This is a genomic window from Dietzia sp. DQ11-44 (assembly GCF_014145205.1).
Lineage (GTDB): Bacteria > Actinomycetota > Actinomycetes > Mycobacteriales > Mycobacteriaceae > Dietzia > Dietzia natronolimnaea.
This window is the reverse complement of sequence record NZ_JAALEC010000425.1, coordinates 1-26,918: the sequence shown is the minus strand read 5'-3', so window position 1 is coordinate 26,918 and position 26,918 is coordinate 1. Positions and strand designations below refer to the sequence as shown.

Annotated in this window: 22 protein-coding genes and 3 pseudogenes; 5 read left to right on the top strand and 20 right to left on the bottom strand. The window is 63.4% G+C overall.

The features are described 5' to 3' along the window. Positions 1–91 precede the first annotated feature (91 nt). The 3 genes from G6018_RS11115 to G6018_RS11105 all read right to left on the bottom strand — a co-directional run bounded on the left by G6018_RS11115 (position 92) and on the right by G6018_RS11105 (position 2,003). Positions 92–1,411 (bottom strand): restriction endonuclease, encoded by a 1,320-nt coding sequence (locus G6018_RS11115; RefSeq protein WP_182639613.1) that lies wholly within the window; start codon positions 1,409–1,411, stop codon positions 92–94. Between the two features lie 118 nt (positions 1,412–1,529). Beyond that, entirely contained in the window at positions 1,530–1,775 is a 246-nt protein-coding gene (locus G6018_RS11110) for a hypothetical protein (RefSeq protein WP_182639612.1), read from the bottom strand. Beyond that, positions 1,776–2,003: a hypothetical protein gene (locus G6018_RS11105; RefSeq protein ID WP_182639611.1), complete on the bottom strand. Its 228-nt coding sequence runs from the start codon at positions 2,001–2,003 to the stop codon at positions 1,776–1,778. It lies immediately after the preceding gene. A 507-nt stretch (positions 2,004–2,510) separates the two neighbouring features. Here G6018_RS11105 and dcm point away from each other — a divergent pair. Next, the gene (dcm, locus tag G6018_RS11100) at positions 2,511–3,521 is read left to right on the top strand and encodes a DNA (cytosine-5-)-methyltransferase (RefSeq protein WP_182639610.1); all 1,011 of its coding nucleotides are present in this window, start codon (positions 2,511–2,513) and stop codon (positions 3,519–3,521) included. Here dcm and G6018_RS11095 read toward each other — a convergent pair. Then, a complete protein-coding gene (locus G6018_RS11095; protein ID WP_182639609.1) occupies positions 3,445–4,326 on the bottom strand; it encodes a NaeI family type II restriction endonuclease in 882 nt (293 codons plus the stop codon). The genes dcm and G6018_RS11095 overlap by 77 nt on opposite strands. A gap of 204 nt (positions 4,327–4,530) precedes the next feature. After that, positions 4,531–5,094, bottom strand: a pseudogene (locus G6018_RS11090) (transposase); the annotation flags it as partial. Positions 5,095–5,491: 397 nt separating this feature from the next. Here G6018_RS11090 and istA (G6018_RS11085) point away from each other — a divergent pair. Next, a complete protein-coding gene (gene istA / locus G6018_RS11085; RefSeq protein WP_182639608.1) occupies positions 5,492–7,054 on the top strand; it encodes an IS21 family transposase in 1,563 nt (520 codons plus the stop codon). Beyond that, positions 7,051–7,275, top strand: coding sequence for a hypothetical protein (locus G6018_RS11080; RefSeq protein WP_241731183.1), 225 nt, complete (start codon positions 7,051–7,053; stop codon positions 7,273–7,275). The genes istA (G6018_RS11085) and G6018_RS11080 overlap by 4 nt, the downstream gene beginning before the upstream one ends. Before the next feature lie 22 nt (positions 7,276–7,297). Here the strand turns inward: G6018_RS11080 and G6018_RS11075 are convergent, their stop codons facing one another. Continuing rightward, positions 7,298–8,065: an ATP-binding protein gene (locus G6018_RS11075; RefSeq protein ID WP_182639607.1), complete on the bottom strand. Its 768-nt coding sequence runs from the start codon at positions 8,063–8,065 to the stop codon at positions 7,298–7,300. Next, a complete protein-coding gene (istA, locus tag G6018_RS11070; RefSeq protein WP_182639606.1) occupies positions 8,065–9,666 on the bottom strand; it encodes an IS21 family transposase in 1,602 nt (533 codons plus the stop codon). Before istA (G6018_RS11070) ends, G6018_RS11075 begins: the two co-directional genes overlap by 1 nt. Between istA (G6018_RS11070) and G6018_RS11065 the strand changes: the two genes are divergently transcribed. Continuing rightward, positions 9,644–10,420: an ATP-binding protein gene (locus G6018_RS11065; RefSeq protein ID WP_277817773.1), complete on the top strand. Its 777-nt coding sequence runs from the start codon at positions 9,644–9,646 to the stop codon at positions 10,418–10,420. The two genes, istA (G6018_RS11070) and G6018_RS11065, sit on opposite strands and share 23 nt — an antisense overlap. Positions 10,421–10,649: 229 nt before the next feature. On the opposite strand, the gene G6018_RS17425 is transcribed toward G6018_RS11065, so the two are convergent. From G6018_RS17425 to G6018_RS11050, 3 genes are all read right to left on the bottom strand, one after another. After that, positions 10,650–13,193 carry a helicase-related protein gene (locus G6018_RS17425; RefSeq protein ID WP_241730972.1) on the bottom strand — a complete coding sequence of 848 codons (2,544 nt, stop codon included), beginning with the start codon at positions 13,191–13,193 and terminating at the stop codon, positions 10,650–10,652. Between the two features lie 2,944 nt (positions 13,194–16,137). Beyond that, positions 16,138–17,046: a hypothetical protein gene (locus tag G6018_RS11055; protein WP_182639604.1), complete on the bottom strand. Its 909-nt coding sequence runs from the start codon at positions 17,044–17,046 to the stop codon at positions 16,138–16,140. Then, complete coding sequence (locus tag G6018_RS11050; protein WP_182639603.1) at positions 17,036–18,757, bottom strand: hypothetical protein; 1,722 nt, start codon at positions 18,755–18,757, stop codon at positions 17,036–17,038. The genes G6018_RS11055 and G6018_RS11050 overlap by 11 nt, the downstream gene beginning before the upstream one ends. A 1,144-nt stretch (positions 18,758–19,901) precedes the next feature. On the opposite strand from G6018_RS11050, the gene G6018_RS11040 reads away from it, so the two are divergent. Further along, a complete protein-coding gene (locus tag G6018_RS11040) occupies positions 19,902–20,057 on the top strand; it encodes a hypothetical protein (protein ID WP_182639616.1) in 156 nt (51 codons plus the stop codon). On the opposite strand, the pseudogene G6018_RS11035 reads toward G6018_RS11040, so the two are convergent. From G6018_RS11035 to G6018_RS10990, 10 genes and pseudogenes are all read right to left on the bottom strand, one after another. Continuing rightward, positions 19,994–20,231, bottom strand: a pseudogene (locus G6018_RS11035) (carboxymuconolactone decarboxylase family protein); the annotation flags it as partial. The gene G6018_RS11040 and the pseudogene G6018_RS11035 sit on opposite strands and share 64 nt — an antisense overlap. Before the next feature lie 205 nt (positions 20,232–20,436). Further along, a complete protein-coding gene (locus G6018_RS11030) occupies positions 20,437–21,258 on the bottom strand; it encodes a sucrase ferredoxin (protein WP_241730971.1) in 822 nt (273 codons plus the stop codon). A 92-nt stretch (positions 21,259–21,350) separates the two neighbouring features. Further along, the gene (locus G6018_RS11025; RefSeq protein ID WP_182639602.1) at positions 21,351–22,586 is read right to left on the bottom strand and encodes a cupin domain-containing protein; all 1,236 of its coding nucleotides are present in this window, start codon (positions 22,584–22,586) and stop codon (positions 21,351–21,353) included. Continuing rightward, a complete protein-coding gene (locus tag G6018_RS11020) occupies positions 22,587–22,865 on the bottom strand; it encodes a hypothetical protein (protein WP_061917080.1) in 279 nt (92 codons plus the stop codon). A 264-nt stretch (positions 22,866–23,129) separates the two neighbouring features. Further along, complete coding sequence (locus G6018_RS11015; protein ID WP_182639601.1) at positions 23,130–23,801, bottom strand: enoyl-CoA hydratase/isomerase family protein; 672 nt, start codon at positions 23,799–23,801, stop codon at positions 23,130–23,132. 68 nt (positions 23,802–23,869) lie between these two features. Next, complete coding sequence (locus G6018_RS11010; RefSeq protein WP_182639600.1) at positions 23,870–24,205, bottom strand: type II toxin-antitoxin system PemK/MazF family toxin; 336 nt, start codon at positions 24,203–24,205, stop codon at positions 23,870–23,872. Next, positions 24,198–24,425, bottom strand: a complete 228-nt coding sequence (locus G6018_RS11005) for a hypothetical protein (RefSeq protein ID WP_182639599.1) — start codon at positions 24,423–24,425, stop codon at positions 24,198–24,200. The genes G6018_RS11010 and G6018_RS11005 overlap by 8 nt, the downstream gene beginning before the upstream one ends. A gap of 185 nt (positions 24,426–24,610) precedes the next feature. Beyond that, positions 24,611–24,994: pseudogene (locus G6018_RS11000) on the bottom strand (Asd/ArgC dimerization domain-containing protein); the annotation flags it as partial. Between the two features lie 60 nt (positions 24,995–25,054). Further along, positions 25,055–25,585, bottom strand: coding sequence for a hypothetical protein (locus G6018_RS10995; RefSeq protein ID WP_182618193.1), 531 nt, complete (start codon positions 25,583–25,585; stop codon positions 25,055–25,057). A gap of 10 nt (positions 25,586–25,595) precedes the next feature. Further along, complete coding sequence (locus G6018_RS10990; RefSeq protein WP_182611043.1) at positions 25,596–26,690, bottom strand: XRE family transcriptional regulator; 1,095 nt, start codon at positions 26,688–26,690, stop codon at positions 25,596–25,598. Positions 26,691–26,918: the final 228 nt, after the last annotated feature.

Sequence of the window (26,918 nt, the reverse complement as noted above, 5' to 3'; positions counted from 1 at the left end):
GTAAGAAGACTTCAAATGCGGACCACTAGAACCAGAGATCGGCCAGCAGCTCCAGCGACCGGTCCCGCACCAACCACCCCCTTTGCTTTCTCTATCCCGTTGGTGGGGTCGCTCGACGGGAAGACCGCACGCCTCTGACGCTCCCGCTCGTAGACGGAGCAAGAATAGGGGGACGCATTTCGACACCCTCCGGGTATGCGACGTCCGTGCCGCCCTCCCCGGAGGAAGCTTCGCCAATTGGATGGCGTGAATGAAGGTACCTACGTAGACGTTCGGGTGAGTCATGGCCCATTCGCTGAACGGCAGCGACAATGTCTCTCCCTGTCACGAAGGCAATAGGATGGCCATCTTCTCTCACCTCAGCGTAAACCTGGGCGCTGATGAAACTGGTAGTAACGAACACGCCGAACTGCCGGTGCCTGATTCGGGAGATCAGACGAGCCACGTCGCGGACGCCCACACCGTTATCGGGCGCATAGCACTTTGCCTCAAGGGCGAACTCGAGCGCTATTGGGTCCTTGCCCGGCCCGATTCGGAACGTACCGACAGCGTCCCGCCCGCCGTCCCGGGATGGCCTGGTCACCTCAACGTGGTCCACGTGGGGATCGGTCGATACCCAGACCTCGGCGGCCAGATGCTCGAATTTAGCCGGCTCAGGGGCAAAGTGACGGTGTATGTCATCGATTAGCCAACGATCCTTGACTAAAGGAAGCTGCTCCTCTCGGCTCCTCATGGTAACGGTAGGAGGAGCCTCAAGCGCAGTATAAATTCGACTTCTTACCCAGATTTCCCACTCGCGGGGACAAGCGCTGCCAAATATATTGCCCTCCAACACCTGGTTGATCCACTCGCGTTTGACTACAGGCACATCCAGAACAGTGAAATGCGCCCGATAGTTCTGAAATCTGACATGCGACGTAGTCCGCCATGTTGCTACAAGTTCCTCCTCCGGGCTCAGTCGTGCAGACCCTGGCGTAAGCAGGCCACGGAATACAACGTCTCGACCTTCTCCTGTTTTCTGGAAGAGGAAGATTGGCGGAATGAACCGTCGCTGCGCGGGGCCGGATTGCGAGGCGGCGAAGATCTGGTTTAAGAGCAGATTCCCTCTGCGGGGAGTCTCGTGGAGCTGGTGGCCCGGGCGGCGATTGTCGCCGTAGTAGGTGAAGTCCCCCGTCGTTGGATCCAGCCGGTCGGGCCAGTCCACCTCGTCACCCGATGTGTAGAGGACTACCAGCCTCACTGCAGATTGGGAAACACTGCCCTTATACCGGAAGCCGCCCTGGTTTCCGACTGGCAACAACATGCCGATGGGATCGTCCGCGACCGTCTTGGCACTTCCCCCCGCATATACGCGGTCTACAACAAGATCCGCGTCCGGCAGGTTCGCGAACGGGACCTTTGCCTTAGCCATGCGACTAGGATGTCATCTTTTCTATCGACGAGTTCGGTTAGCGAGAACCATCTGGGAGCGCATTGGTCAATCTGACGGGGCGCTGCGTTAGCCGAACCGGCTTCCCAACCACCGCCGCCTAGAACCAGAGATCGGCCAGCAGCTCGATGGACCAATTCCGCACCGCGGGGTCGTAGGCGCAGGTGACGGTGATGAGCTCGTCGGCGTCGGTGCGCTCGACGAATTCCTCGAGCTGGCGCCTGACCGTGTCGGGCGAGCCCACCGCGCTGATGTCGAGCATCGGGTTGGTCGCGCCGCCGAACTGCGCCGGGTCCACTGGCGGCTGAATCTTGCGACTGGGTCCGGCCCGCAGGTCGAGGATCATCTACTGCAGGGTGGCAGAGTCCCGCGATACGTAGTTGGCGTCTGCCACGACTACGCTGATGCCGACCGTCACCACGGACGTGTCGATGCGCGCTGGGCCCTTGCTGCCGAACAGCTCGCCGTTGGTCCTGACGTTCTCGCTCGCCTCGCACTTCGCGCCCGACCAGATATCGCCGAGCCACTCGGGGCCGGGGGCTTGTATGCCCGGACACCAGACGTCGAAGTACATGCGTTCCTCCCGTTCTGATCAAGCTGGTCGCGAGGCACCGGCAACCCGCCCCATACGACGCGTGATGCGACGCCCAAGCAGCGGTCCGCGGCACGCGATAACGGCACGCAGCTTGTCGGCCGCGGGATGCACGACTTAGACCGAGTCCATCGGGTCCGCACCGGGGCACAGCGCTTATGGAATGGGGCAGCGTCGCCGAGCCGCTGCATGTTTGGCAGATGGGCCGGACCCGTGTGTCAACGGCGGGCGTGAGGGTGAGCAGCACGGTGGCCGACCGAAGGTACCGGCGCCACGAACCTCTTTCAACTCCCAATCGTGCACCTCGCGCCGGCATTTCCGTCCGCCCATCAAGTTGAAACTGGCGACGGACCCGCTCCCGACGCTCTTACTCAAAACCACAGGTAAGAGGATTCTCGAACGCTAGGATTGCCGCGGGCTGGCTATCCGGCCGCGGTGGCCCGCGCCGGCATATGGCAGGATGGACGGCCTAGGGAGAGGGTCACAAACATGGCATTCACATCAGTGGAACTATGCGCCGGGGCCGGCGGCCAGGCTGTTGGCCTGGAGCGCGCCGGATTCGCTCACTTGGCCTGCGTCGAGTACGACAAGCACGCCTGCACAACCCTGCGCACCAACCGGCCGCACTGGAACACCGTCGAGATGGACTTGAACGAGTGGTCCGGCGCCCAGTACGCGGGCAAGACAGACCTGGTGGCGGGCGGCGTGCCGTGCCCCCCATTTTCGAAGGCGGGTCGGCAGCTTGGTGCAGATGACGATCGTAACCTCTTCCCGCGGGCACTGGATCTGATCGAGGAGATCGGGCCGAAGGCCGTCATGATAGAGAACGTTCGCGGCTTGATGGATCCGGTTTTTGAGGGCTTCAGGGCGGAGGTCGAGGGGCGCCTGGAGGATATGGGCTACACGTCGTCATGGCGGCTGCTCAAGGCTTCGGATTTCGGTGTCTCGCAGCTGCGGCCCCGCACGATTCTGGTTGGACTCAAAGAGCCTTGGGCCGGGCATTTCTCTTGGCCCGAGCCTCACAAGCGACCGGCGAAGAGCGTGGGCGCACTACTGCGGGACCACATGGCCGCCAATGGTTGGGAGGGTGCTGACGACTGGGCGGCCGGCGCCGACACGATCGCACCGACCCTGGTCGGCGGGTCGCTCAAGCACGGCGGTCCTGACCTGGGGCCGACCCGCGCGCGGGCCGCGTGGGCTGAGCTGGGGGTGGAAGGTCGGACCATTGGCAGTGAGCCGCCGGCACCCGGGTTTGTGGGAATGCCGCGGATCACAGTGCAGATGGGTGCGCTCATCCAGGGCTTCCCGCCTGACTGGATCTTTCCTGGCACCAAGACGGCGAGTTGGCGTCAGGTGGGGAACGCATTCCCTCCGCCGGTGGCCGCGGCCGTGGGTAAACAGATTCGCCGAGCCTTGGAGGCCGTCAAGCTTGAGTCTGTGCTTGATCCGGAGAGTCTGGTAGCTCCGCTTTCACGGACGCCGGAGCTGGCAGCTCTCTAATTCCCTCGAGCACCTTCTCGAGCAGATCGAATGAAATTCTGGCCGGGTCCACAGCAACCCAGTCGGCTTCTTCAAGTTCGTAGCCGACGGAGGCGGCCGCGGCGCAGTCGACCCGCCAGGTTCCGCACAGAAGGACCAGGTTGTGTTCGGCGAGGACGTGGGGTTTGGCCTGACGGGCTCGGCGCATGGGGTCTTTGGCGCCGAGCCCGATGGTTTCGATGACGTACCGGGGCACCACTGTGTCTGGCATGTAGCCGAAAAAGGCAGTGAGGCGCTTCTTGATGCCGCCGCGGCCGAATACCGCAGCGAGCTGGTCTTCGGTGAGGTCGCGTAAGGGGTTGCGCGGCAGCGGTCCGTCCACCACCGGGGTTTGGAAGCGTTTCATCGCATCGGAGGTGAAGCTGCGCTTGGCGTCTTTGTTGGCCCCGTTGCGTAGCCATACGCGGTGGGCCCTCATTATCGAGGCGTAGAAATGGTCAGCCGGGGCGTCGATTCTGATGAGTAGGCAGATTTCGCACTGAGATTCGGTGGGGATCATCCACGAGTTGCGGATCGTAGTTTTGATCTCGACGGGGATGCCGGCAATCACGGTGTCCAGGGGCTTCTGCTTCGGTAGGCCTAAGGCGTGCAGAAGTCGATATTGCAGTTTGGTGCCGACCGATGAACGTTCGTCGGAGTCGACTTCCGGGTCGTAGAGATAGAACCGTCCGGTGATGGAGCCCTCTATGACGTAGTTGATGGCGTCGAGGATGGCGTTCCGTAGATGTGCTTCCAGGTCTGGCCGGGTTTGGAGCCACTTCAGCACTTGCTGCAGCTCAAAGTCCTCCTCGGGGGCGAGAATTGTGTGAGCGGGTGGCTGCGGGATTGCGGTCTGTCCTCTGCGCGCTGTGCGCCCGTCGGGTCTACACGTGTGCCCGGGGCCGGGGACAGCGTTCGTTGCCATACCGGGCTACGATAGCCGGCAGAAAATCAGCGGCGGCCTGCAGTAAAGGTGGGTGGAGTCGTTCCGACCGATACGGACCTTGCAGAAAGTGGCGTCGGCGAACACGTAGGGGAACTCGGTGTGGGTCAGCGTCCGGGTGCGGAACTGCTCGACTTCGGCATCGAGCTCGGCGCAGATGCGTGAGACCTCCGAGTTGGAAATGCCGGTATCGACTCCGAGCGCGCGGACCAGGTCATCCACGGCCCGGGTGGACACGCCGCGCACTTAGGCCTGCATAATCACCGCGGACATGGCCCGATCGATCCGTCGGCGGCGCTCTAGCGGTGCCTGGAAGAACGACTCTGCCCGCAGCTTCGGGATCTGTGCCTCGGTGTCTCCCACCGGGGTCGAGATCGACTTGGGACGGTGCCCGTTGCAGTGGGTCGTGCGCTTCTCGGACCGTTCGTAGCGTTCGACGCCGATCCTCGCCGCGGCTTCGCCCTCGATCAACGCCCGCATGCCGACCCGCACCAGCTCGGCGAACATGGCCTGCGGATCAGCGGCCAGCAGTGCGTCGAGCTGGGCGTGTACGCCAGAATGGGACTGGGGCCTCGAGTGGTGTGAGCTACTTGGCGGTAACTCATTGACCACTACGCGATGGCCCGCCCTTGTCAGCGGACCGCTACACCCTCGTCAGCCAGAACCCCGGCCCCGAAACCCCACCACTCCACGCGACTTCCCCTCATTCGGTAACAAAGAGGCCCAGAGAATGCCCCATCTTCCATCCAGCCCTGCCATCTAGCAGCACAATCGGCGTCCCTACTGGCGGGCATGCTGACGCTCGCATTACTGTGGATCCGGCGCGGAACCGAAGCCGCACGAGATATTGAATATTCGTCTCACTGGGGTCCATCGGTATTGCCTCTGGGGGCCAGTGGCCGAGATCGCGAATATTGCGCTTGGGGGCCAGCAGTAGCGTCCGTGGGGGCCACCCGCTTCTAGGCTCCTTCCGCCGCGTGTATAGGGCACGCGGCGGAAGGAGCAATCCGTGACTGTACGGAAAATCAGGGCGAAGCTCGTGTTGCAGCTTCGCGCCGAAGGCTTGTCAGGCAGGGCGATCGCCGCCTCGCAGGGCATGTCCCGCAAGAGCATCGCGGCGGTGCTGGAGGCCGCCGATGCGACCGAGACGAGCTGGGACGACGTCGCCGAGCTCACCGATGAGCAGGTGTACGCCCGCCTGTTCCCGGGCCGCGGGGAACACGAGAGCGTGTTCGCCCAGCCCGACTGGGAACAGGTCCACCGCGAGATGGCCCGGGTCGGGGTCACACTCAAGCTGCTGCACGGCGAGTACACCGACCGCTGCGCCCACGCGAAAGCGCCGGCGATGGGCTATGACCGGTGGTGCAAGACCTACCAGCGACACGTGATGGTCACCGGCGCCGCCTCCCGCGTCGGGCACAAGGCCGGCCAGACGGTCGAGGTCGACTGGTCCGGCCCCACGATGGAGCTCACCGATCCGGTCACCGGAGCTACGCGGAAGGTGTACCTATTCGTGGCGTGCTTGCCGTTCAGCCGGTACGCGTTCGTCTGGCCATCGACCGACATGCAGCAGGACGCGTGGCTTCGGGCGCACGTGGCGATGTTCGAGAACTTCGGCGGATCGGTGCCGCGGATCGTGTGCGACAACCTCAAAACCGGCGTGGTCTCCCATCCCCGCGACGGCGAGATCGTCCTCAACGACGCCTACCGGGAGATGGCCGCCCACTACTCAGCAGCCGTTCTACCAGGGCGGATACGGCGGCCCAAGGACAAATCTGGCGCAGAGAACACCGTGGCGCACGTAGCGACCTGGGTGATCGCCGGCCTGCGGGACCGCATGTTCCACACGGTGCCCGAACTGGCCGAGGCGATCGGTGAGCGGATGGACGCCTACAACCGGGAGCCGTTCCAGAAACGCCCCGGGTCGAGGCTGAGCGTGTTCACCGCCGAGGAGCGGCCGCTGCTCACGCCGCTGCCGGCGGTGGCGTTCGAGATCAGCAGGTGGCTCTACGGCCGCCGGGTCGGTCGCAACGGGCACGTGGTGTTCGAGCGCAACTTCTACTCCGCCCCGCTGGCGCACATCGGCACCAGAGTCGACCTGCGGATTACGGCCCGCACGCTGGAGATCTACCGCGGCACCGAGCGGATCTCCAGCCACCTGCTGCTCCCAGCTGGAGCCTCCGGGCAGTACCGCACCAACGATGCCGACCTGCCCGCCGGCCGCCAGTACCAGCAGTGGGATGCGCCCCGGGTACGGGAGTGGGCCGAGCGGGTGGGGCCGGCGGCGGTGATCGTGGTGAACCGGATCTTCGAGTCCGTGCCCGTTGACGAGCAGGGCCTGGACGCTGCCCTGGCGGTGCTGCGTCTTTCGCGGCGGTTCTCGGCCGAGAGGGTCGAAGCCGCCTGCGCCCTGGCGCTGACCGGGCCGGTGCGCTCACCCCGCTACGCGCATATCCACCCGATCCTGGCCACCGGCCAGGACAAGACCGCCGCCCTACAGCCACGCACGAAGCCCGAGCAGGCCGGCGGCTACGTCCGCGGTGCCGACTACTACGCCAGGAGTGCCCGATGAGCAGCATCGATAGCGAGACCAAACGCAAGCTCCGCGAAATGGGCGCCCAGCCACTGCTCGAGGCGATCGAAGCGCAACACGACGACCACGTGGTCGGCATGAGTTTCGGCGAGCGCCTGCAGCTGGTCGTCGACCACGCCTGGCAGATAGGGCTTGTCGGTACCGCGGGTCCGGCGAGTTGGTACCGCCATTCCGGCGACCCGGAACCGGCCCGTGTGTGAAGCGGGCCGGCACCGTCGGGGGTTACTCCCAGTAGCCGGTGGTGGCTCGGGCTTGGTCGTCGCGCTGTCGGCGCATGTCGACTTCGCCGAGGTTGATCTCGCGGGCGTTGTTGGCCAGGCGGTTGACGATGGAGTCCGCGGCGACCCGGTCAGGCAGCGCCTCGAGCCAGTACGCCGGCCGGGATTGGGAAGCGATCATCGTCGGCAGCCGGTGTTCACGGTTGGCCAGCACGGCGAACAAGTCGTTGGCGGCTTCAGGATCGATGCCCACGGTCAGGAAATCGTCGATGATCAGCAGCTCCACTTCCGAGAGGTCGTTGAGCATCTTCTGGTGGCGGATGCCGTCGCCGCGGGCGATGACCAGCCGCCGGGCGAGTTCGTCCATGCGGGCGTAGGTGACGGTGTGCCCGTTCTGGCAGGCGGCGATGCCGATCGCGCAGGCCAGGTAGGTTTTCCCGCCGCCGGTCGGTGAGAGGACCAGCAGGTTGGTGGGGTCTTGGCGCCAGTGGTGCCCGGCGTAGCGTTTCATCCGCACCGGGGTGATCCCGCGTCCTTCCTGGTAGTTGATCTCGGCGATCGAGGCCTGAGGGATCGGGAACTTCGCCGCTCGGATCAGCTTGTCGATCCGGTGGGCCTGGCGCTGGTCCAAGGCGTCGTCGACGGCGGTGAGAAAGATCTGCTCCGGGGTGAGCTCGTCATTGGCCTCATCGCTGATGAGCTCCTCGAACCGGGTCGCCACGTGCGTGATGCGCAGGTTGCGGAACTTCTGGTGATCGATCTCGGTGAACATCACACGCCCTCCCCGCTGCGGCCGCGCGCATAGTGATCGGCCGAGCGCACCTGCACCGCGCCGTCGTCTCGGGCTCCGGCCGGTGGCGGGGGCTTTCGGGTGGCCGCCGCTGGGACCACGGGTCGGGGCGCTTTGCCGTCGGAGTCGATGGTGGCCATGACGCGTTTGAGCACGCTGTAGCTGCCGACGCTGTTCTGGTTGAGCAGCACTTGGCAGGCCGCCTCGAGCCGCTGTCGACTTCTCTTGCCGAGAGTTTCGAGGATGTTCTGGCAGTCCAGATAGCCCTGCGCCTCGATCACGTGACGATCCAGGATCTGGGCGATCACTTTCTCGGTGGCGGGGCCGAACCCGCGGGCGCGGTCGGTGAACCACTGCCGCGACCACAGGCCGTCGATACCCTGGTGCTCTTTCGGGGCGTGAGCCAGCACCGTCGAGTACTGGCCCTTGCGGCCGTGGCGCCGGGAGTGCTCGCAGACGACCTGGTCACCGTCGAAGAGCGTCACCGACTGCGCGGTCAGGCGCACCCGCAGCAGCTGACCGGCGAAGGTGTACGGCACCGAGTAGTACTGCGAGTCGCAGGAGACGTGATAGTTCCGGCCGACCTTGAGTTGCTTCCATTCCACCGTGGCGAACCCGTCGTCTGGCAGGGCCGCCAGCAGCGGCGCTTCGTCGGACTCGAACCTCTCCAACCGGGTCGTACCGTCAGCTCGGCGAATCTGGGTGTTGATCTCGGCGACGCGTTCGGCGATCGCCGCGTTCAGGGCCTCGATGGTGGTCCACACCTCTTCGGCGAGGTAGCCGATTACGCGCTTGTTGACCACCTCCACGGCCGATTCCATGGCCGCCTTGTCGCGGGGTTTTCGGACCCGCGCGGGCACGATCGCGGTGCCGTAGTGGTCGGCCAGCTGCTGGTAGCGGACGTTGACAGCCCTGGCCGCCTCGCCCTGCTTCTGCCGGTGAGTGGCGGTGGTCGGGTTGTCGGGCACCACCATCTGCGGTGTCCCGCCGAAGAACGCGAACGCGGCCACGTGGGCGTCGATCCAGGACGGCGACTTTATATCCGTGAAGCCGCGGCAGAACACCGCACCGGAGTACGGAAGGACCGCCACGAACAGGTACAGCTTGGTGACCTCGCCGGTGACCGCGTCGAGGACCTCGAGGGTGTCGCCGGCCCAGTCGACCAACATCGTCCGACCGGGTTCGTGATGCAGCGTGGCCACCACGTCTTTGGCCCGGGCGTGCTCGGCGAACAGGGCGCAGTACTGCGAGTACCCGTACTTCTTCCCGCTTCCGGCCGGAGCGGCGAGGTACTTGCCCCAGGCCTGCTGGATGGTGAAGTGCCGGTTGAACTTCATCGACGCCAGCACCCGATCGAAGTCAGGCTTGGTGTAGTCCTCCGAGACGCGTTTGCGCCCGTCGGGGAACATCCCGGCGATCTCGGCCGGGTTCATCGACGACGCTTGGCCGGCGGTGATGCCGTACGCGGTGATCGTCTTCTTCACCGCCGCGATCTCCCCACGCGAACACCCGACGGCGGCGACGATCTCGCTGTAGCTATGCCCGGCCAGCGCCAACGTCATGATGGCCTTGTACTCGGCCACATCAGCCTCCTCAAATAGGAAGAAGCGGCGCAGTCGCGCCGCCTCACCCCGAGCAGACCACCCCGCCCGCCCCAAGGAGTACCGAGTCGCCGGAATCGCAGTACCGGATCGCCGGACTAGGCGTACCCACTGGCCCTATCTGCCACACGCCCACGAGAGCTTCAACCATTCCAAGATCGACGGACTCATCCGCCGGGCCAACCTGCGCTACCCAGCAGCCGATCTGCGGCGCGTAGACCTGGTCGAGGAGCGCGGCCTGGACCGGGCCATGCTCGCGCAGCTGGCCACCTGCTCGTTCATCCAGCGCCAACAGAACGTCGTCTTCCAGGGCTTCACCGGCTCGGGCAAGTCCTACCTCGGCTGCGCCCTGGCCAAGCAGGCCTGCCAGCACCGCTTCCGGGCGCACTACATCCGGATGCCCGACCTCGAAGAAGCCTGGGCCCTGGCCAAAGACCGACCCCAGGGCCAGAACAAATTCTTGAAGAAGTACGCCGCGTTCTCCCTGCTGGTGATCGACGAATGGCTCCTCGACCACCCCGACGAGACGATCAGCAGAATGCTCCTCGAGCTCCTTGAGCGGCGCTACGACACCGGGTCGACAGTCTTCTGCACCCAGTACCCCAAGAAAGACTGGCACCAGCGCCTGGGCTCCGGAGTCCACGCCGACGCCGTCATGGACCGCATCGTCCACAACACCCTCTGGATCGACACCGGCACCCACAACATGCGCGAACACGCCGCCGCGAGTCAGTAAGTAATCCCCGAGACGGGGCCGGTGGTCCCCACAGACGCGATCACCGGCCCCCAACGGCAATACTGCTGGCCCCCAAACGCAATATCCGGTGGCCCCCAAACCTCCAAATACTCAATATGTCAGCGATCTGATCCCCCGGCACGCCTGTGCTGCTCACTCCTACACGACATTCCCATGGACGATCGGGCCCGTTTCCGCACTTGCGGAAACGGGCCCGCCTCCCGGAATCTCAGCCGATCGCGCGATCGTCACACAGCTTGAACACTCTTCCGGGGTCACGGTCGAGGCTCACGTGATCGATCATCACCAGTCGTTCGTCCTTCGAGTCCACCCCCAGGTTGGCAAGAACCGAACTCACTCTTTCGCAGGTCAAATCGCGGTCTGCCGCCTCGAGAGAATGTCGCACCAAAAGAATGTGCTCTCCCAAGCGGGGGTGACTAAACCGCGCCACGCCCGGAGATGATTCTATTACTTCCCCGTCGTAACCATCGGCCCAAACCTTCACGGCGGCATGCAAACGGCGCTCGTCCACGCTCAGTGCACCGCGCCGCAAAACTCCGAGTAGATCCCTTGCAAGTCGCCAATCAAGAAGCGCATGGAAGGACATGTTGCCATAATCCCGTAGGCACTTATAACAAGAAGACGAGCAAAGAGGAGCGTGATCGTCTCTCTCAAGACGATTCAGGAATACTTCGACCTCCGACAAGAAGGCCGGAAATACGCTCTCACTACCCAAATGAGTCGCAAAACCAGCGCCGTTCTCAAGTGCGTCCGCAATGAACGCGTACGGCACCGGGCGCCGTTGAGCGTCTGTACCGGCGTAGATGCCAGCCACCAATTCAGGCGGCTCCACATCCAGAAACGCCGCAGCCATCTTTCGAAGGAGATACGCAAGCGAAAACCAAGCAGCCCGCCTACCATCAACAGGATCTGGAGCACCGTTCGGCTGGAACCCGACAGTCAGGTCAAGCCGAAGACCGGCCTCTGGTACGACCCCCGACTCAGGACCGACGAAGAGAAAGTCGGTCGGCTGGACCGCTCCGAGAGCCACATCAAACGGCTCGCCTCGCGCGGCGCCCTTCGGCACGAGATTCTTCTCTAGCGCGTCAACGGCGACGTACCCACCCCAGTCAGACCAGCCAGGAGTCGCCTCCTTAAAGGCGAATAGCTTTCCTGCATTATCATTAATGACGAACCGCCGACCGGGACCACTGAACGTTCTAGTGAAACCAAAATTAGCGTTCTTCAGTTCTCCGAAATCCGCCAAAGCTCGTGAAGATACGCCGCGGGGGAACCATGCGAAATTCCCATCGAAATCTCGTGAAGCGTCACCGCGGAAGCCAAGGGGCTCCCTCAGAGGGATCGACGAAAACGCTTCGAGGTTGCCGCAATTCGGACAGCCATCCTCGCCGCTGACCAGGTTGTCCGCCAAGAACGAGCATGACTTGCACAACGCGACGGCACGCTCGATCCCCAGCGCATCATCTTCAACGCGTTGTGGTCTACCTCCAGCCGTCGGCTCGAACGCCGCCACCCCCACCGCCGTGTGGACGCGGCCGTCGCGGACTAACTCACTCATTGGCGCAAACTGCCCCACAGCCATCGTCAGATCACGATCGATGACGTCCGCGGGCGGCCACGGGTACGACTTGGTCGGTCGTTCGAGGTATAGATGACGAACGCTCGTTGGGAAACCAAACATCGGCAAGACACCGTGCTCGGCGAGCCTCTGGCTCAGGTCGTCATGTCCGTGGCTCCCGTCCGCGGTGGCTTTGTCAATGAGTGGCAGTAGCCCGTCGACTACCGCGGAGGCTATCCTCGAGCGATTAGCAGCTAGCTGTGTCTTATCAGTCAGCGCCTCGACAAACGCCTCTATGTCCACCTGGTTTTCTCTCAACCAAATTCCAAGTTCCGCTCGAATTGATGGCCACTGCGCCACCAGGCCGAAGGCCCCGTGAACGTTAACCGTTGGACTGAACGACTCTGCGTCGAGCTGCATCGAGATATCAGACATCGCTCGCCTCAAAACCATAGAGCGCAAAGTGCGCCCCACGATCTCCTCGCGGCCCATCGCGAGGTACGGCTCGGGAGTTGGATCGTTGGTTATTTTACCGGGCTGATCGAAGTAGTACTCATCGTGACTCCTCCCCCTGCAGACGGTGAGAGCGATAGCGACCGGATTACCACGCCGTCCCGCGCGGCCAACGCGCTGCTGATAGTTAAACCGAGTCGGCGGCATATTACCCAGGACCACCGCACTCAGAGCGCCTATGTCGACCCCCGCCTCCATCGTGGTCGTCACGCTCAGTAAATCTATCCCATCAGCGCGATCAACCTCTTCGTCGTCACCTGTCCCTAAAAATACGCCTTGGAATCTCGCCTGCCGGGCCTGGGCGTCAATTCGATCGGTTTGGCCCGTAAGCTCCGCGCAATTAAACCGGAATTGCCCCGACTTCCTAGTAGCTTTCCACCCGTAGTAATCCAGCTCCGAATTTACATCGACTTGATCAGCTGGGATGCGCCTACTGCAATAGGTGCAGTACCCACACCCATAACTAAGGTGGATTCGGCTACAAGACTCGCATCGCCAACCTCGCGCAGACGCACCCCGTAGAACTACTCGATCAGGATCTATTAGAAAGTCCCGGACGGCTCCACCGCATTGATCCTCGAAGATCTCTCTTAGCTCATGCTCGCTCGGTCCACCGTCACGTTCAATCGCACGCCACAGATTCCGAAGTTGCCGGGGCGGATCCTCACGAGGGGAGCGCATATGGTCAAATCGACGGAGACCTGCGAGAACTCGTAAACTCGACCTAGCAAAAGCCGTCTTACTGTTCTGGGGAACCTCAAGTGGTTCGTTATCAGTGGACAGCGAGATCCAACCCAAACCAAGCGACTCGAAATCCCTGCCCGCACCGGAAAACAGTCCGTCCAGAATTTCCTCAAGAAGGGATTCACCGAGCCTATCAAGGAGCGCTTGTTGCGACACGGTAGGACGAGACCGCTGCGCCGGCGGGTTAACGTCCCATCGAAATAGGCTAGACCAGCTTCGAGCGTCGGAAGTCGATTTGAGACTCGCATGGGGACCCCCAGGATTGACACCCATCGCAAGCAGTCGATCGGCGATAGCTCCTGCGTAATCCGACAGAGTAGGGCCGCGCAGGATCCGGGCAGCGATAGAGGGCTCGCTTTGCGGGTCTGCCCCCGGGCGGCCTTCCCAAATCTTCACTAGATTTTCGTAGGCGGGGTCTCCCCGCTCTTCCAATCGTTCGACTGCTGCCCACGAGGAAGCAGACTTGATGTTTTCCGCATAGTGCAACCTTGCGAGCTCAAGATCGGACCCAACGGTCTCATACCCGGATAGCTCGCGATGGATCAGCAAGCGCAGTAGATCTTGATAATGCCGCAGGTCGAGGCCGGCCGCCATTTTAGCGGCATCTTGTCGACTATCGGTGAAGAGAATCAACTTGCGCTGATCCTCAGGAAGCGACGAGGCCAATTCGGACGTTAGAACCTGATTGATTTTCTCAAAACCGGTCCGCATACCTCGAATTGGAGATCGTTGGGCGAGCGGATCCGTCGGAGCGAGCCGATTTCCATCTCTACCCCAAAGAACTTCCCAGTCGTCCCCGCACGACGGGCATTGAGTAGGAAATGGACTTACTGTCCACGGCCCTCGACGCGCGCGGGCAGCGGGCCGAACCCTTGCATGGAAAGTCCACCCGGTTGCAGTCTGGCGGGTACCAGTGTTTTCGATTCTACCCGTCGACGACGAAAGCCTGCTGCGACGGAACGAGTACTCAACCGCTGATTTGTCGCGGGTCCACTTGGGTCGTTCAATCGAGTCCAGACTCCGGGTCGGATTCGGCCAGTAGACAACGTAGTTTTCTGCCGTCCTTTCCAAACGAACTTGGTCTGGCAACTTTGCCAACTCAGGAACGTCAGCTAACAGCAGAGTGTTCAGTCGGTTGCTCTGGGCCTCCCCTTCCGGTGTGAAACCACCAAGCATTACATCGCCACAGCTCTGGCAATATAAGAGCTCTAGGACTCGCGAACCGCATTCACAACGAGTCACGGGGTCGGCATACAACTTTCCGACAGACCGCTTACTATCCGCGTAATCGACAGCAGTGCACTCCGGGTTACAGCACGCCCACACTCCGGGTATGTTACGGAAGAAGTAATGCCCTCTCATCTTTGGATCGGACGGATTCGCCTCAGACGCAATCCCAGTGAGCAAGCGCCTCAGAACCTCTTCTGCGTCCGCCGCGTCACAGGCGGGGAACACACGCGACGCCACTTCGGTGATTGGCCGAGCGATAGTCTTACCTGTTTCGCTCTTATCAGAATCCCGGAAGGCAAGCCGAAGCGTGTCCATGACACCCTCGGCCCTTGCGAGCCTCGCCAGCTCGATATCGTCGGGCATCGCCTTGAGTCGTTCGGCGAGCTCCCGCGAAACTGAAGGACCGCTGCTCGGCATTAACACCGAACCCGGAACAAACTCGAAGCTGTCCGCGTCTACGGCGAAGAACTCTTCAAGGTAGTCACGGTCCCGGTCGGGATCTATCGACGCGGAAGCCGCCAGAATGCGTAGCTGTTCCGGCCGACCTGTAAGCCCGAGCCGTTCCTTGAGGTTTCTCAGCAAGTAAGCGACCTCACTCCCCGCCGTGCCGCGGTACATGTGCAACTCATCGACAACAAGCGTGAAGCGATTTCTCTCATCCTCGTCGAGCCATCGCCGGGTAGATTCGAAAAACTCACTGTCTCGATCGCGTAGCAACATGATGTTGAGCATCGAGTAGTTCGTCACTAAGATATCCGGCGGCGAGTCGATCATGTCCCACCTAGATCGCATTTCCGCACCATCTAGTCGAGGAACGAAATACCGCGTGTCATCATTCCCCGTTAGTTCCGCAAGTTCGTGAGCCCGACGAGCGCGGCGCTCTGTCGAGCGTAGAACTTTTCTTAGTCGCGATACCGCCGACGATGTTTCCGCAGACCCGGTAACAGGAGTAGCTCCGGTGTAACGGCCGAAGAAGAACCTATGGCCGGCGCGGTTCTCGTCTAGCCAGGTCCGGACATCGTCACTATCGAGCGCTCGCCTCATCCGCATCAGCTGATCGTCAACCAAAGCGTTCATTGGGTAGAGAACTAGCGCTCTGACCGCTTTTTGTCTCCCAGATTCGCCTCGCCGCTGGGGAACAAATTCGCGTCCACCCTCCCGCCACCAGGCCGATGACTTAGCCGGGGCACCACCCCATCTCCGTGATTCCTCAAGCAGTGAGCTAACAATAGGAAGCATGAATGACTCCGTTTTTCCGGAGCCCGTCCCCGCCGTTACAACGAGGTTGCGCCCAGCCTCCAACCCTGCTCGCAGAGCGAGCTCCTGGTGCGCGTAAAGAGACAACCCGGGCGGAATCAAGCCCCTCATAGCGAACTCAGCTAGTTCGTCGGGTGCGTCGGCTTTCCGAGCCGACTCCTCGAGAGTTCGGCCGAATGTAGCGTATTCGGGACGGAGTTCAACTAGTGGGTTCCTGTACGCCCCGTTATCTCGGTCGAACAGAGCCCGCCGCTCTTCTTGCAAGCGGTCGTCTGCAAGCCGAAACGGAGTGTCGTAATATCTGAAATAAGCTTCCTTAAGACGATCAAACGTTTCCTGCACATCCATTGATCTCGCCTTTCTCGAATAAATAGCCTCACTGAAGGGCGGCTGATTAATCTTCCAAGGTTTGGTGAACCGATTTTGACACGCTGATCGCCACACTTCGCGGCACGTTATAGAATATCGAGTCCCCTGTAACGCGACTGACCTCCGGAGGCACCGCGCTACATAGATAAAGTGCGCGCGCCTGCAGAACCGGCAACTGTACCCCAGGATCAGTTATCAATCTCCCGATCTCTTCATCTCCACTGACACGGTCCCGAACGAACCGGAAACCTTTCAGACCTTTCTCTAGACGATCGAACATTACCCCGGTTGGAAAATCGCACTGGTACCAACGCCCCATCTTGTAGAACCGGTAGATTGGCTTCTTATAGTTAGCAATCTTATACAGCCCGTTGCCTGACGGGCGGGAAGTTACGAATCTCAACGCGCCGTCGGTCGAAAGCTTCTCGACACGGTCGTTTCTGGCAGGTGGCCCAGCCGCCGTTTTCAGGGAAATCGGAGGAAGCCGATCGGCATTTTTTTCAGCTGCATTGCCGACATAGCTAACACCGACCGACCTCACCGCCGATATCAGCTCACCGAAGCTATCTGCCTGAAGCAAAATTGTTGAAACGGGCGCCAGCTGTCCCTCCGTCTGGTTCGGCCGTTCAATATGAACTGCCACAGTCTCGGACAGCAACTCGATCAGCCCCTTGCGGCGCAAGCCGGTCAGCGCGACAGTTCCACCGGACACGGGGAGCAGCACCGCTGCTGGAGGCGCGATTGCCCACCGCCCACTGTTCCAGTCCAGTTCCACGTGGCCGAGAGCGGAGAGCTCGCGCATCCATCTGCCGACCTCGTATTTTTTCGGATTCACATCAGAGTTACGGGCCAGCCAAGTGATCCGACTTCGCAAGTTGTCGATATCTCCCGAGCCTGTTTCGCTCATCCAGGCCAGTAAAAGGTCAGCGTCCATGCGATACTTCCCAAGCAGCGATGGCGAAGCGCCACCATAAACGATCGTTCGTCTTGACTGAGCCAGAAACATGGTCCCAGATATTCTGGGCCTTCCTATTGAGTCTTGTCATATTAGGCTCGCCCGGGGACAGCCGATGCACTATCCATCCGCTATATCGACGCTGAAGCAGCCAGGCCCCGGAGTCACGCCGGATCTCGAAATACTTGAATGGAAGACTAAGTGGATGCGCGGGCGGTTCTGGCTCTACGAATCGGCGAACGCTACCGTCATTCTGAATGAGCCAGCTCTCTAACGCGTTACGCTGAAGTAGGACTAGGCCCGGATCCTCCTCCTCGCCCATCCATCCACCGCTGATTTGGTGCGGGCTGCCAGTACTGAGCTGGCCGTCTTGCCAACCCAATTCGCCTACCCCTGGCGGAACATACTCAGCACCCGCGCTGGACATCGTTGTGAAAGCCAAGCAGACGCCGTCTGCCTCGACAGTGTGTGTGCCAACGGCATATGGGCCGAACCGACTTAATGGAATCGGGAATATAGATGCGCGGAAAGTTTGATGCCGATCCCCATCTAGCGTCACCTCCACTTCGCGGTCACCCTCTGTAACTGGGATGACTAAGTCAGGCTCCCCGCCCGCGAGATAGGTGGAACGATCTATTAAGCGGTGTAGAGGTAGTCCTTCGATGAAACGCGGCCGTGCACGCTGCGAACCCTTAAAACTCCTTGCCGTCGAACTCGGAACTTCGTCTAGAACAGCCATCAGCTTGGTCTCGTCCGAAAACACCACCCCAAAGTAGATCGTAAAGCCGGGGAGCACCTCGTGCGCCATTCGGCTTTCCATCTTGCGCCACCCCGAGTCAGCGGCGCCATTGAGTAAGCGTTCAGCACTGATCAGCATCGTCGGCGATACAACCAAGAGGTGCTCTTCGAAGGCCTCTACTGACTCCACCGAAATCCATCCCCCAGCATCCGCATCTTCCCGCATCACGCAAAAGTCGAACGGTTTGAAGTGCGCCTCATATACCTCGCCCACAGCTTGAAAACCTCTGCGAACATCTTCAGACCGTACGGGGGGCAATCCTTCCGACTCAAAGAAGGCGCTGTATTCGTCGGGAGTTAGAAGCGCTGCAAATTCCCCGCCCGTGGTTTCTCCCTCTACGATGTCGGATTCGGCTCCCCTAGGCGCGGAGACTACCCACCAAGCGTCCGGCGCATCGATGTCGACGGCCAGCTGAACATTGAGTCGCTTCAGCCCTCTATCTGTGACTATGTCACCGTCCCACCCTTCAGCCCATCCATAAACAATGGGCTCGAGCATTGTTGACAGCGCCGGGTCTCGGAGTACCTCGACAAAGCGCCAGCTTAAACCGCGGTCTTGGTGGTGCGCCCAGATTCGCAAACGCTCGATTAGAGCGGGTGCCGACGGAAGGCTCTCATTAAAAATCTCGGCCGAGTGAAAAAATTGAGTCAGGATTGCCTTGTCCGACTTTCTCGCAATCGCTTGAGAAATTGGGAAACCGATTCTACTGAGATGTTCGTTGGCAGAAATTGTAGAAGTGCCAACACGCTCTTCATTCTGGCCTATCCATTCATCTAGAGCCCGCCACATTTCGGCGACGTCCGCGAAGGCACCTCGCTCCCTCAACGCGTACCGCAAGTCGCCAATTTGGCTACGAGATCCATCGGGAAGGATTGCCTGCGCGAGACGCATATAGTAATTGTGTTTGGCTCCAAACGCGTCGCGGCCCATGTCGCTTGCGGCAAGTACACTAAGAGCGAGTATGGGCAACGTCGGCGGGGGTCCTTCTCTTTGACCACGCCTCCAAAGCGACTGCATCTGGACCATCGAGCTGAACATGAGGCTTCCGCGCTCAGGGGGGGCTGCGCTCCGAACCGCGCGCGCCAGTGACCGCCGCCCATCCTCCCCGTGGGGCGCTAGCTGCTGCAGCTCGTCTTCGTCGATAAACATGACGACGGTGCCCCCGTTGCAATCGGCGAAGAACTTGGAGGCCAAGCCCGCCTGCCACTCCTGGTACACGCCTGGAAGATCGTCGGGGGACCTAAGCATGGACTCATGTTAATGTGGCACGCGGACGTTTGGGACCGGCCTTTGAGATCCTCGCCTGAACTTTAGGGACGAAGCGCCCTCGCCAGGCTGGACTGGACTGGACTGGATGGAAAAAATACCTACCTCCGAGAGCGCAGTTTGTCTTCTCTAAACACTACTGCGCGGAGAGATTCCCATCGGCGCCTTGAAAACGATAGGACCCTTGTTTTTCGAAGGACGGCACCGCATCAATCGCGGACCCAAAGCAGTGGACGAGCCGCGAGATTTCTCGAGCGATTGCCGAAAGATTCGGGGCGGACACCATAGAGGAGAAGCTCGAAGGCCAGCGGGCTGGTAAGCAGTTCGAGCTGGCTGTGCAAGAGTTCTTACTTGCTACATTCCCCTATTGCGGATCACTCCGCCCAGGCCAGTGGCGCATTGAGAACGTGGGAGGCTCCCGCGGGTCCCGGATGGTTGGTGCGAGCCTCCCGCAGGTGGGTTGTCGAATCTTCGCTCGCGCCCCCGCCGTCTGGCTCAGCGAACACGGCTACAGCGGCCTCATTGACGACGAGGACCAGCGCCGCTGCAAGCAGTTTCACCACTGACACCTGGGTCACGTCCGGTCCGGGGGCGGGCCCCAGCCTGCACCATCTTCCGCAACGTGTCTTCCGCCGAAGAGGTTGCGAACTTCGCGTCAGCTCCGGTAATCGAGCTCGTAGGCTCGCTTTCACAGGATAAGGAAGATCCGGCTGCGTCGTTAGATCGTCGCCGTTTACGCGCGCCGCAGGCCGAGCTCTACGACCTGCACGTGGACCCGAGCGAGCTGTGCATCCTCGCCAACCTGCTCGCGTCACTGCAGTTCCGGACCGGCCTCGTCGAGACGATGCACCTGCGAGCGGACTACTCCTCCGGTGTCTGCCGGGCGATCCGGAAGGCGGTGTTCGCGTCGGGGACCCCGCAGTAGGTCGCCGTCTGCAGCAGCAGCTCCTTGATCGCGTCCAGTCTCAGCCCGTTGGTGCAGGCCCGCCCGCAGGTGCATCGCCAGCTCCTCGTGGTGGCCGCGCGCCACCAGTGCGGTCAGCGTGATCATCGAGGGTGCGCGACGGTCCAGGCTCGGCCGCGTCCAGATGCCGCCCCACTCGCACGGGCCGCGCATCCCATTCCGGGGCTCGCGGTCACCATGCTCACCGTGCTGCTCGCCGCGAGTATGGGAGTGCCTTCGCCGCGACCCGACCGGACGGCATGACCGGACTGCATGACCGGGCGGCCGCTCCCGGATCGGGCAGGTGCCAACCTCGTCGTCGTTGTCGTGGCTGTCTCGGGCGTGTCACCCGGGCGCGGCGCTACCCGCCGGCCCTGACCTCCACCAACTCCCACTCCCGCACCGGTCCGGCCGTGTGTGCCTGGCACATCGTGAAAATCGGCTCGCTCCAGCTCTCGCGCAGGCGCACAGCCACCGGGCCGCTCGGGCCCTCAAGTGTCACAGCGACGTGGTTGCCGCCGTCCGCATCGGCCACCTCTCGGACGTCCAGAGGGGCGAAGGCATCGATGCGGTCATCTCCCAGCAGCGCGCGAGCGTGATGCTGCGCCACCTGCACCTCCGCCGGATAGCTGCTGCGTCCGCGCAGATACCGCTCGTCGACGCGGCCTTCGGTGTAGCGGGCGACGATGTCGGCCGGGTCCTGCGCCTGGTCGACGCGGCCGTAGAAGAGACCGTGCGGCAGGACGAGCATCGTCGCGGCAAAGCGGTCGCCGCCCAGGTGGGAGCACTCCCAGGTCGCCTCCGGGTACCGCTCGGCGATCCGCGCCGCGGCGCTGCGCCCCCGCACGGCGCAGCACTGATCGTGCTTGCCGTGCGCGCACACGGCGACCAGCGGGTCCGCTGACGGGGTGCCGGCGGAACCGTCGAGGGGGATCTCGGCGTACCCGACCGGGCCGTCGACCTCGCCCCACCGCAGCGACTCGTGCCCGGGCCGGGCGTCGGCGAGCGCCCACCGCCAGCGTGGCTCCTCTGTATGACGACGACGACCCGGCCTGCGGATCGCGGCAACCCTTACATCCGCTTCCTGGGCGCGCCCGGCGATCTCGCGACCCAGCTCGGGCGGAAGGAGACCCGGCGAGTCCAGCAACGCCGAATACCCCCACGGGCCGGCCAGTTCGACCATCAGCCACCGCAACCCCCGGGAGCCCGACCCGTCCAGGGGATCGCCGCGGCGCAACGACGAGTCACTGCACGGCTCCCAGTCCGCAGGCCTGCTCACAGCGCCACCACCACGCCCTCCCGCAGCAACCGCCGGAGAACCACCCGGCCGTCGTCGGCATCGAGGCCGGGCAGCGAACCAGCGCTCACGGGGTCGCCCTCGAGGACAGCGCGCAGGGCGGAAGTGCACACCGCCGGGAACGTCACCGACTTGGTGGGCAGCCTCAACACCACCGTGCCGGGATTGGCGGCGTCGGCGTCGGCGTCGGTGCAGTCCACACGTGCATGGAGCCCCTCGCGCAGGTGCAGCCGGGTGTCGGGCTCGAGGGCAGCGACGGCGTCGAGGGTGGCCAACGGGCGGATCGCGGCGGGTCTGGTGAGATCGAGGTACTTGCCAGCCAGCGCGTCGCCGGCGAGAGCGCTGAGCTGCTCCTGCTTCTCGCCGATCAACCGGGCCAGCACGTCGAGGACCTCGCGGGCGTGGGGCTCGGCGCGCGCGGCATCGGCCGGGGCGAGCCCGAACGGCAACGACGCCCGCAGATCCTCCTCCGAGGCCAGTGCCTCGATCATCGCCGTGGCGACGTCGTGCCCGGTCAACGGGGCCACGCCCACCGTGAGGTGGATGGACGTATCGCCCTGCGCCTCGGCCGAGTGGACCCAGCCTCGCGGCAGGTAGAGGCAGTCCCCCGGCTCGAGCACGGTGTCGATGACCGGCTCGTCCTTCGCCCGTTCGGCGATCGCCTCGCGGTGATCGGTCCACGGCTGGTCCGCAAGCGGATGGTGGTGGACGGGCTCGTGCACCCGCCACCGCTTGGTGCCGGACACCTGGAGCACAAAGACGTCGTGGACGTCGTAGTGCGGATCGAACCCGCGATTCGCGGGCGGGGTGATGTACGCGTTGGTCTGCACCGGATGCCCGATGTCCGAGGTCATGCCGCGGACGAAGTCGATGATCGGCGGCCAGAACCGGTGCAGACCCTGCAGGACGAGCGTCGCCCCGGCGGCGTACTGCGTGAGCACGCCGTCGGGGTCGAGCTGATCGGCGATCTGCGCCCCGAACCCCGCGGAGCGGGTGAAGCACGCCCGGTCGACGAGCGTTCCCTCCCGCGCCATCCGGACGAACGGCGTGCGCACCCCGCGCTCGGCGACGATCTCGTCGACCATCGCGGGCGAGAGCAGGTCGGAGTAGTCGCGTGGCAGCTCGGACGCCCGGGTCAGCAGGGGCCGCTGCCCCCACACCCGAGCCGCGAACTCATCCGAGCCGCACGCGACGCACCGATGAAGCGCCCGCAATTACTGCGTGCCGTCAGCGCCGCCGTCGGCACCATCCGGGTTGGAACCGCCGTCGGCCACCCCTTCGCCGGTGTTCGCGGAGCCATCGGCGGAACCGTCCGCGCCACCGTCGTGACCGTCCGGGTTCGAACCGCCGTCAGCCAGGCCCTCGCCCTCGCCCTTCATGTGGTGGGCGGACCCGTCGGCGCCGCCGTCGTGGCCGCCGGGATTGGAACCGCCGTCGGCGATGCCCTCGCCCTGAGCGCCGGACGTGGTGATGTCGTCGTCGTTGATAGCCATCTGCGTTCCTCTCGTCGGTGCAGGTGCGAAACCTGCAGGGAGTCGTGCGATCTGGCCACGTGTTCCGGCAGCAGGCCGGGACACGAGGGGCGTGCAGTTCCACTATGGCACTGGACCGACCTCTATACGACCGAAGCCGCCGCCGGTTCGGCGTAACCGGGCGACCGCATCGTTTCCGGGCGGCGGCGGTCCTCGTCGTCGTCGTCGTCGTCGAACTATCCCCGCGCTACCCCGAACCCGCGGTCGACCCGGGACGGGTGGGCATCAGAGGCTGACGCCGCCGGGGCCCCGGCCCAGCGCCTCGGTGACGGAGGCGAACATCGTGGACTTGATGGCGCCGAGAGTGGTGCGGTCCTTGCCGAGGATCGGCTGGAGACGCCCGAGCGCCGCGGTGACGATCTCGGCCTCCGCAGCGGTGTCGTCGACGAGGCCCGCGGCCTTCGCCTCGGCACCGGGGTAGCGGTGGCCCGTGCTCATCGCGGTCATGGCCGTCTGCGGGGTCGTCTTGGCCTGGATCAGCGCCGCCATGCCGGGAGTGAACGGGATGTTGATGTCCACCTCCGGGAAGCAGAAGTAGCCGCGATCGTCGCGCATCACCCGGTAGTCGTGGGCCATCGCGAGCATCGCGCCGCCGCCGAAGGCGTGCCCGTTGACCGCGGCGGCCGTCGGCAGGGAGAACGTCAGGACGCGCGAGAACAGCTCGTGGATCCGGCCGACGTACCAGTCCAGGCGGTCCGAGTTGGCCATGAGCCAGTCGAGGTCGAGGCCGTTGGAATAGAACTTGCCCGACCCCACGGTGACGAGCCCCTTCGCGGACTGCTCGACCTCATCGAGGTGGGCGTTGATCGCGTCGAGCCGGTCCGGGGAGAAGCGGTTCTCGTCGCTGCCGAGCGTGAGGACGGCGATGTCCTCGTGGTGGGTCAGGGTCGGGGTCATGGGTGGTCCTTTCGGGTGGTGGGGTTGTGGGGTGGGGGTGGGTCGGTCGGCGGCGGGGCGGTCGACCGCTACTCGTCGAGGAAATCCTGGATCCACCGGCGAATGTCTGCCAGGGTCCCCGCATCCACCTGGCCGGCATGGCCGACAACACGCCGGCGCGAAAGGGTGCGTATCTGCTCGGTCATCGCCCAGGAGTCGCGATCGAACACGTCTCCACGGAGCAGGACGTGGTTCGACCATCCGCGATCCACCGACGTCACCGGAACCACCATCACGAGAGTATCGGCGAGGGAGATGTGCGCGCGCGACGAGACCACCACCGCGGGCCGGCGACCACTCTGCTCACGACCCGCCACGGGATCGCGGACTACCCATATGACCTCCCCGGGGGTCGGGTCAGGCATCCTGCGCCCGCTCCCACCACTCGGATTCCTCGCGGTAGGACGCCAGATCCTCAGGCGATGTCGCGTCTATCTCCGCACGCAGGCGCTCGAGCCGCCGTTGCTTCTCGGCGAGTGAGGCGAGATACGCCAGATGATCGCCCAGCGTGCGGTGCCCCTCGGCGGCCTGCCTCTTGAGGAGATCCCGGAGGTCGCGACTCACCTTGATCGGCGTGTGGGACATACCGCAAGTATGCCCACGGTCATACCGCGGAGAGAGCGAAGTCGTCGCCCCCCGACGACACGAGAGCCGCCGCCCGGTCTGCGTGACCGGGCGGCGGCTCTCGCCTATGTGCGACTGCGGGGCCTCGTCGTCGTCGTACTCCCGACCGGCTCAACCCGCGACTGGCCACCCGACCAGCAGGTGCGCTACTTGACCAGCAGCTCCGCGATCTGGATGGTGTTGAGCGCCGCGCCCTTGCGGAGGTTGTCGCCCGCCACCATGAGGTTCAGGCCCCTGTTGCCCTCGATCGACTGGTCCTGTCGGATGCGGCCCACCAGCGACTCATCGATGCCGGCGGCGTCCAGCGGGGTCGGCACGTCCACGACCTTCACGCCGGCCGCCGAGGACAGCAGCTCGCGCGCCTGCTCCGGGGTGATGTCCCGCTCGAACTCGGCGTTGATGCTCAGCGTGTGGCCGGTGAACACGGGTACGCGCACGCAGGTGCCGGCGACGCGCAGCTCCGGCAGCCCGAGGATCTTGCGCGACTCGTTGCGCAGCTTCTGCTCCTCGTCCGTCTCCTCGGACCCGTCGCCGATACTCCGTCTTCGCCCACTCAGACCCGCCACAACCCTCTCCCGCTTCCACGTTAGTTATCGGTCCATGTACCCCTCTCGGTACGCCCACGCGACGAGACTCGCCCCGGATTTCACCGGCAACCACATCCCCGTCGCAAGCAGGTCATCTACGACCCGCTCTGCATCGCCACGATCGATATCGTCGAGGACGTGAAGTGCCTCGGTGGCGATCCACATCGAGTCCCGGGCCTCGACCATGCGCTCGACCGCCTGGCTGAGCGCCTCACGTTCGTCGATAATCGCGGTGCAGCTGTGCGCTTGCGCATATGCGATTACCGCGGCCTCACCGGCGTGCTCAGCAGCTGTCTCGGCTCCCATGTCGGACTGGATCGCCAGCTGCACTGCTCCCTCGTCGGAATCGAGGACGACGAGTTCGGTCCACTCACACTCCGCGATTGCCGGAATCCCGGAGTAGCGCTCGCGCGCCAACTCAACCTCGGCGTTCACCGCGTCCGGTATCAATATCACTCGCCCGCTGGGCGAGAGCCTTCGCAGTATCTCGCCGTGGCCTGCACGATGCCAGTGGGTGAACACACTCGTGTCCATGACCCATCGTTCAGGCATCTCCGTCGATCACCTCGAAGGGTGACTCGTCTCGTGGACGCAGCTCTGCGTCGCTGATTGATCCGCGCAGCATCTGCAGCGCTCGCTTACGTGTGAGTTTGGCATCTTCGTACCCGCGCACCACAGCGGCTGCAAATTGCGGGGACAGCCGCGGAGCGACGAGGTCGTCAGCGGGTAGCGGGACACCCACCGCCACAAAGTCCCCAGCAAATGGGACTTCCCGCGCGAGCGCCACACGCTCGCGCTCTTCGATCAGACCCACGTTCTTGAGCTGGTTGACCGTAGCCGTCCACGAGACCCGGTACTTGCCGGCGATGCGGATGGCGCGGCGGCGTGGGCTCTCCGTCGGGTAGTCACTCCACAACTTCGCCGCTCCCTCGCGGGGGATCAGGAAGTGAATAGCAACCGACTTGACCATCGTCTCGGAATCGGAGCTGTGTGCGTCATAGGCGTCGCCTACCAGCCAGTGCGCTAGTTCATGGGCGACCGTGACTCGCTTGCGCCCCTGCGGCTGCTCAGAATTGATCACCGCAGCGGCCACCGCCGTGTCGCTGTCCCCGTCGACGGTCACGCAGGCACCATCCGCCGACTCACCGTAGTTACCCACGAACACGTACATCCCGAGCCGCTCGCAGACCGAGAGAATATCGGGGATGGGCTCGTTGTCCAGCCCGGCCCGTCTGCGCGCCTCGTGGGCAACCCGCTCCGCGTCCTCATGACGGTCGGGCACCGCCGATTCGGGTCGGCGCACAGTCGAGATCAGTTCTTTGTGCATCAGCGATCGCATGTCGTCAGCTAGCAACTCGATTGCCTCGTCCATGCGCTCTGTGACTTCCGGGTCGAATCCGGCGTCGGTGCGGCGGCTGATCACCGCAGGCACTTCGTCCATCACGAACCACTGCAATGGCTTGTCGAGCGTCGCGGCGATGGCGAACATTTCCGTCGCCGAGACGCGTCGGGTTCCCGATTCCACCTTGCTGACCGAAGTGTGATCGAGCTGGCCCAACACTTCCGCAAGCTGCCGCTGCGACATGCCGGCAGCTACTCGCGCCTCCGCGATACGCCTACCGAGTGCCTTCGCGTCCATGCTTGCGATTCTGGCACATCAAGCAGCTTGCGTGTAGCGGCCACTCAGTGTGGAGTTCCGCGGCTCCCCCGCTCGCGACCGGCGCCGCCGCCCAATCAGCGTGACCGGGCGACGGCTCTCGTCAAGGGCTGCTGCGGAGCTCGTCATCGTCGTCCTACCGAACGGCTCCCCCCTCGGCTGACTACGTGACCAGCACCGGCGTTACTTGACCAGCAGCTCCGCGATCTG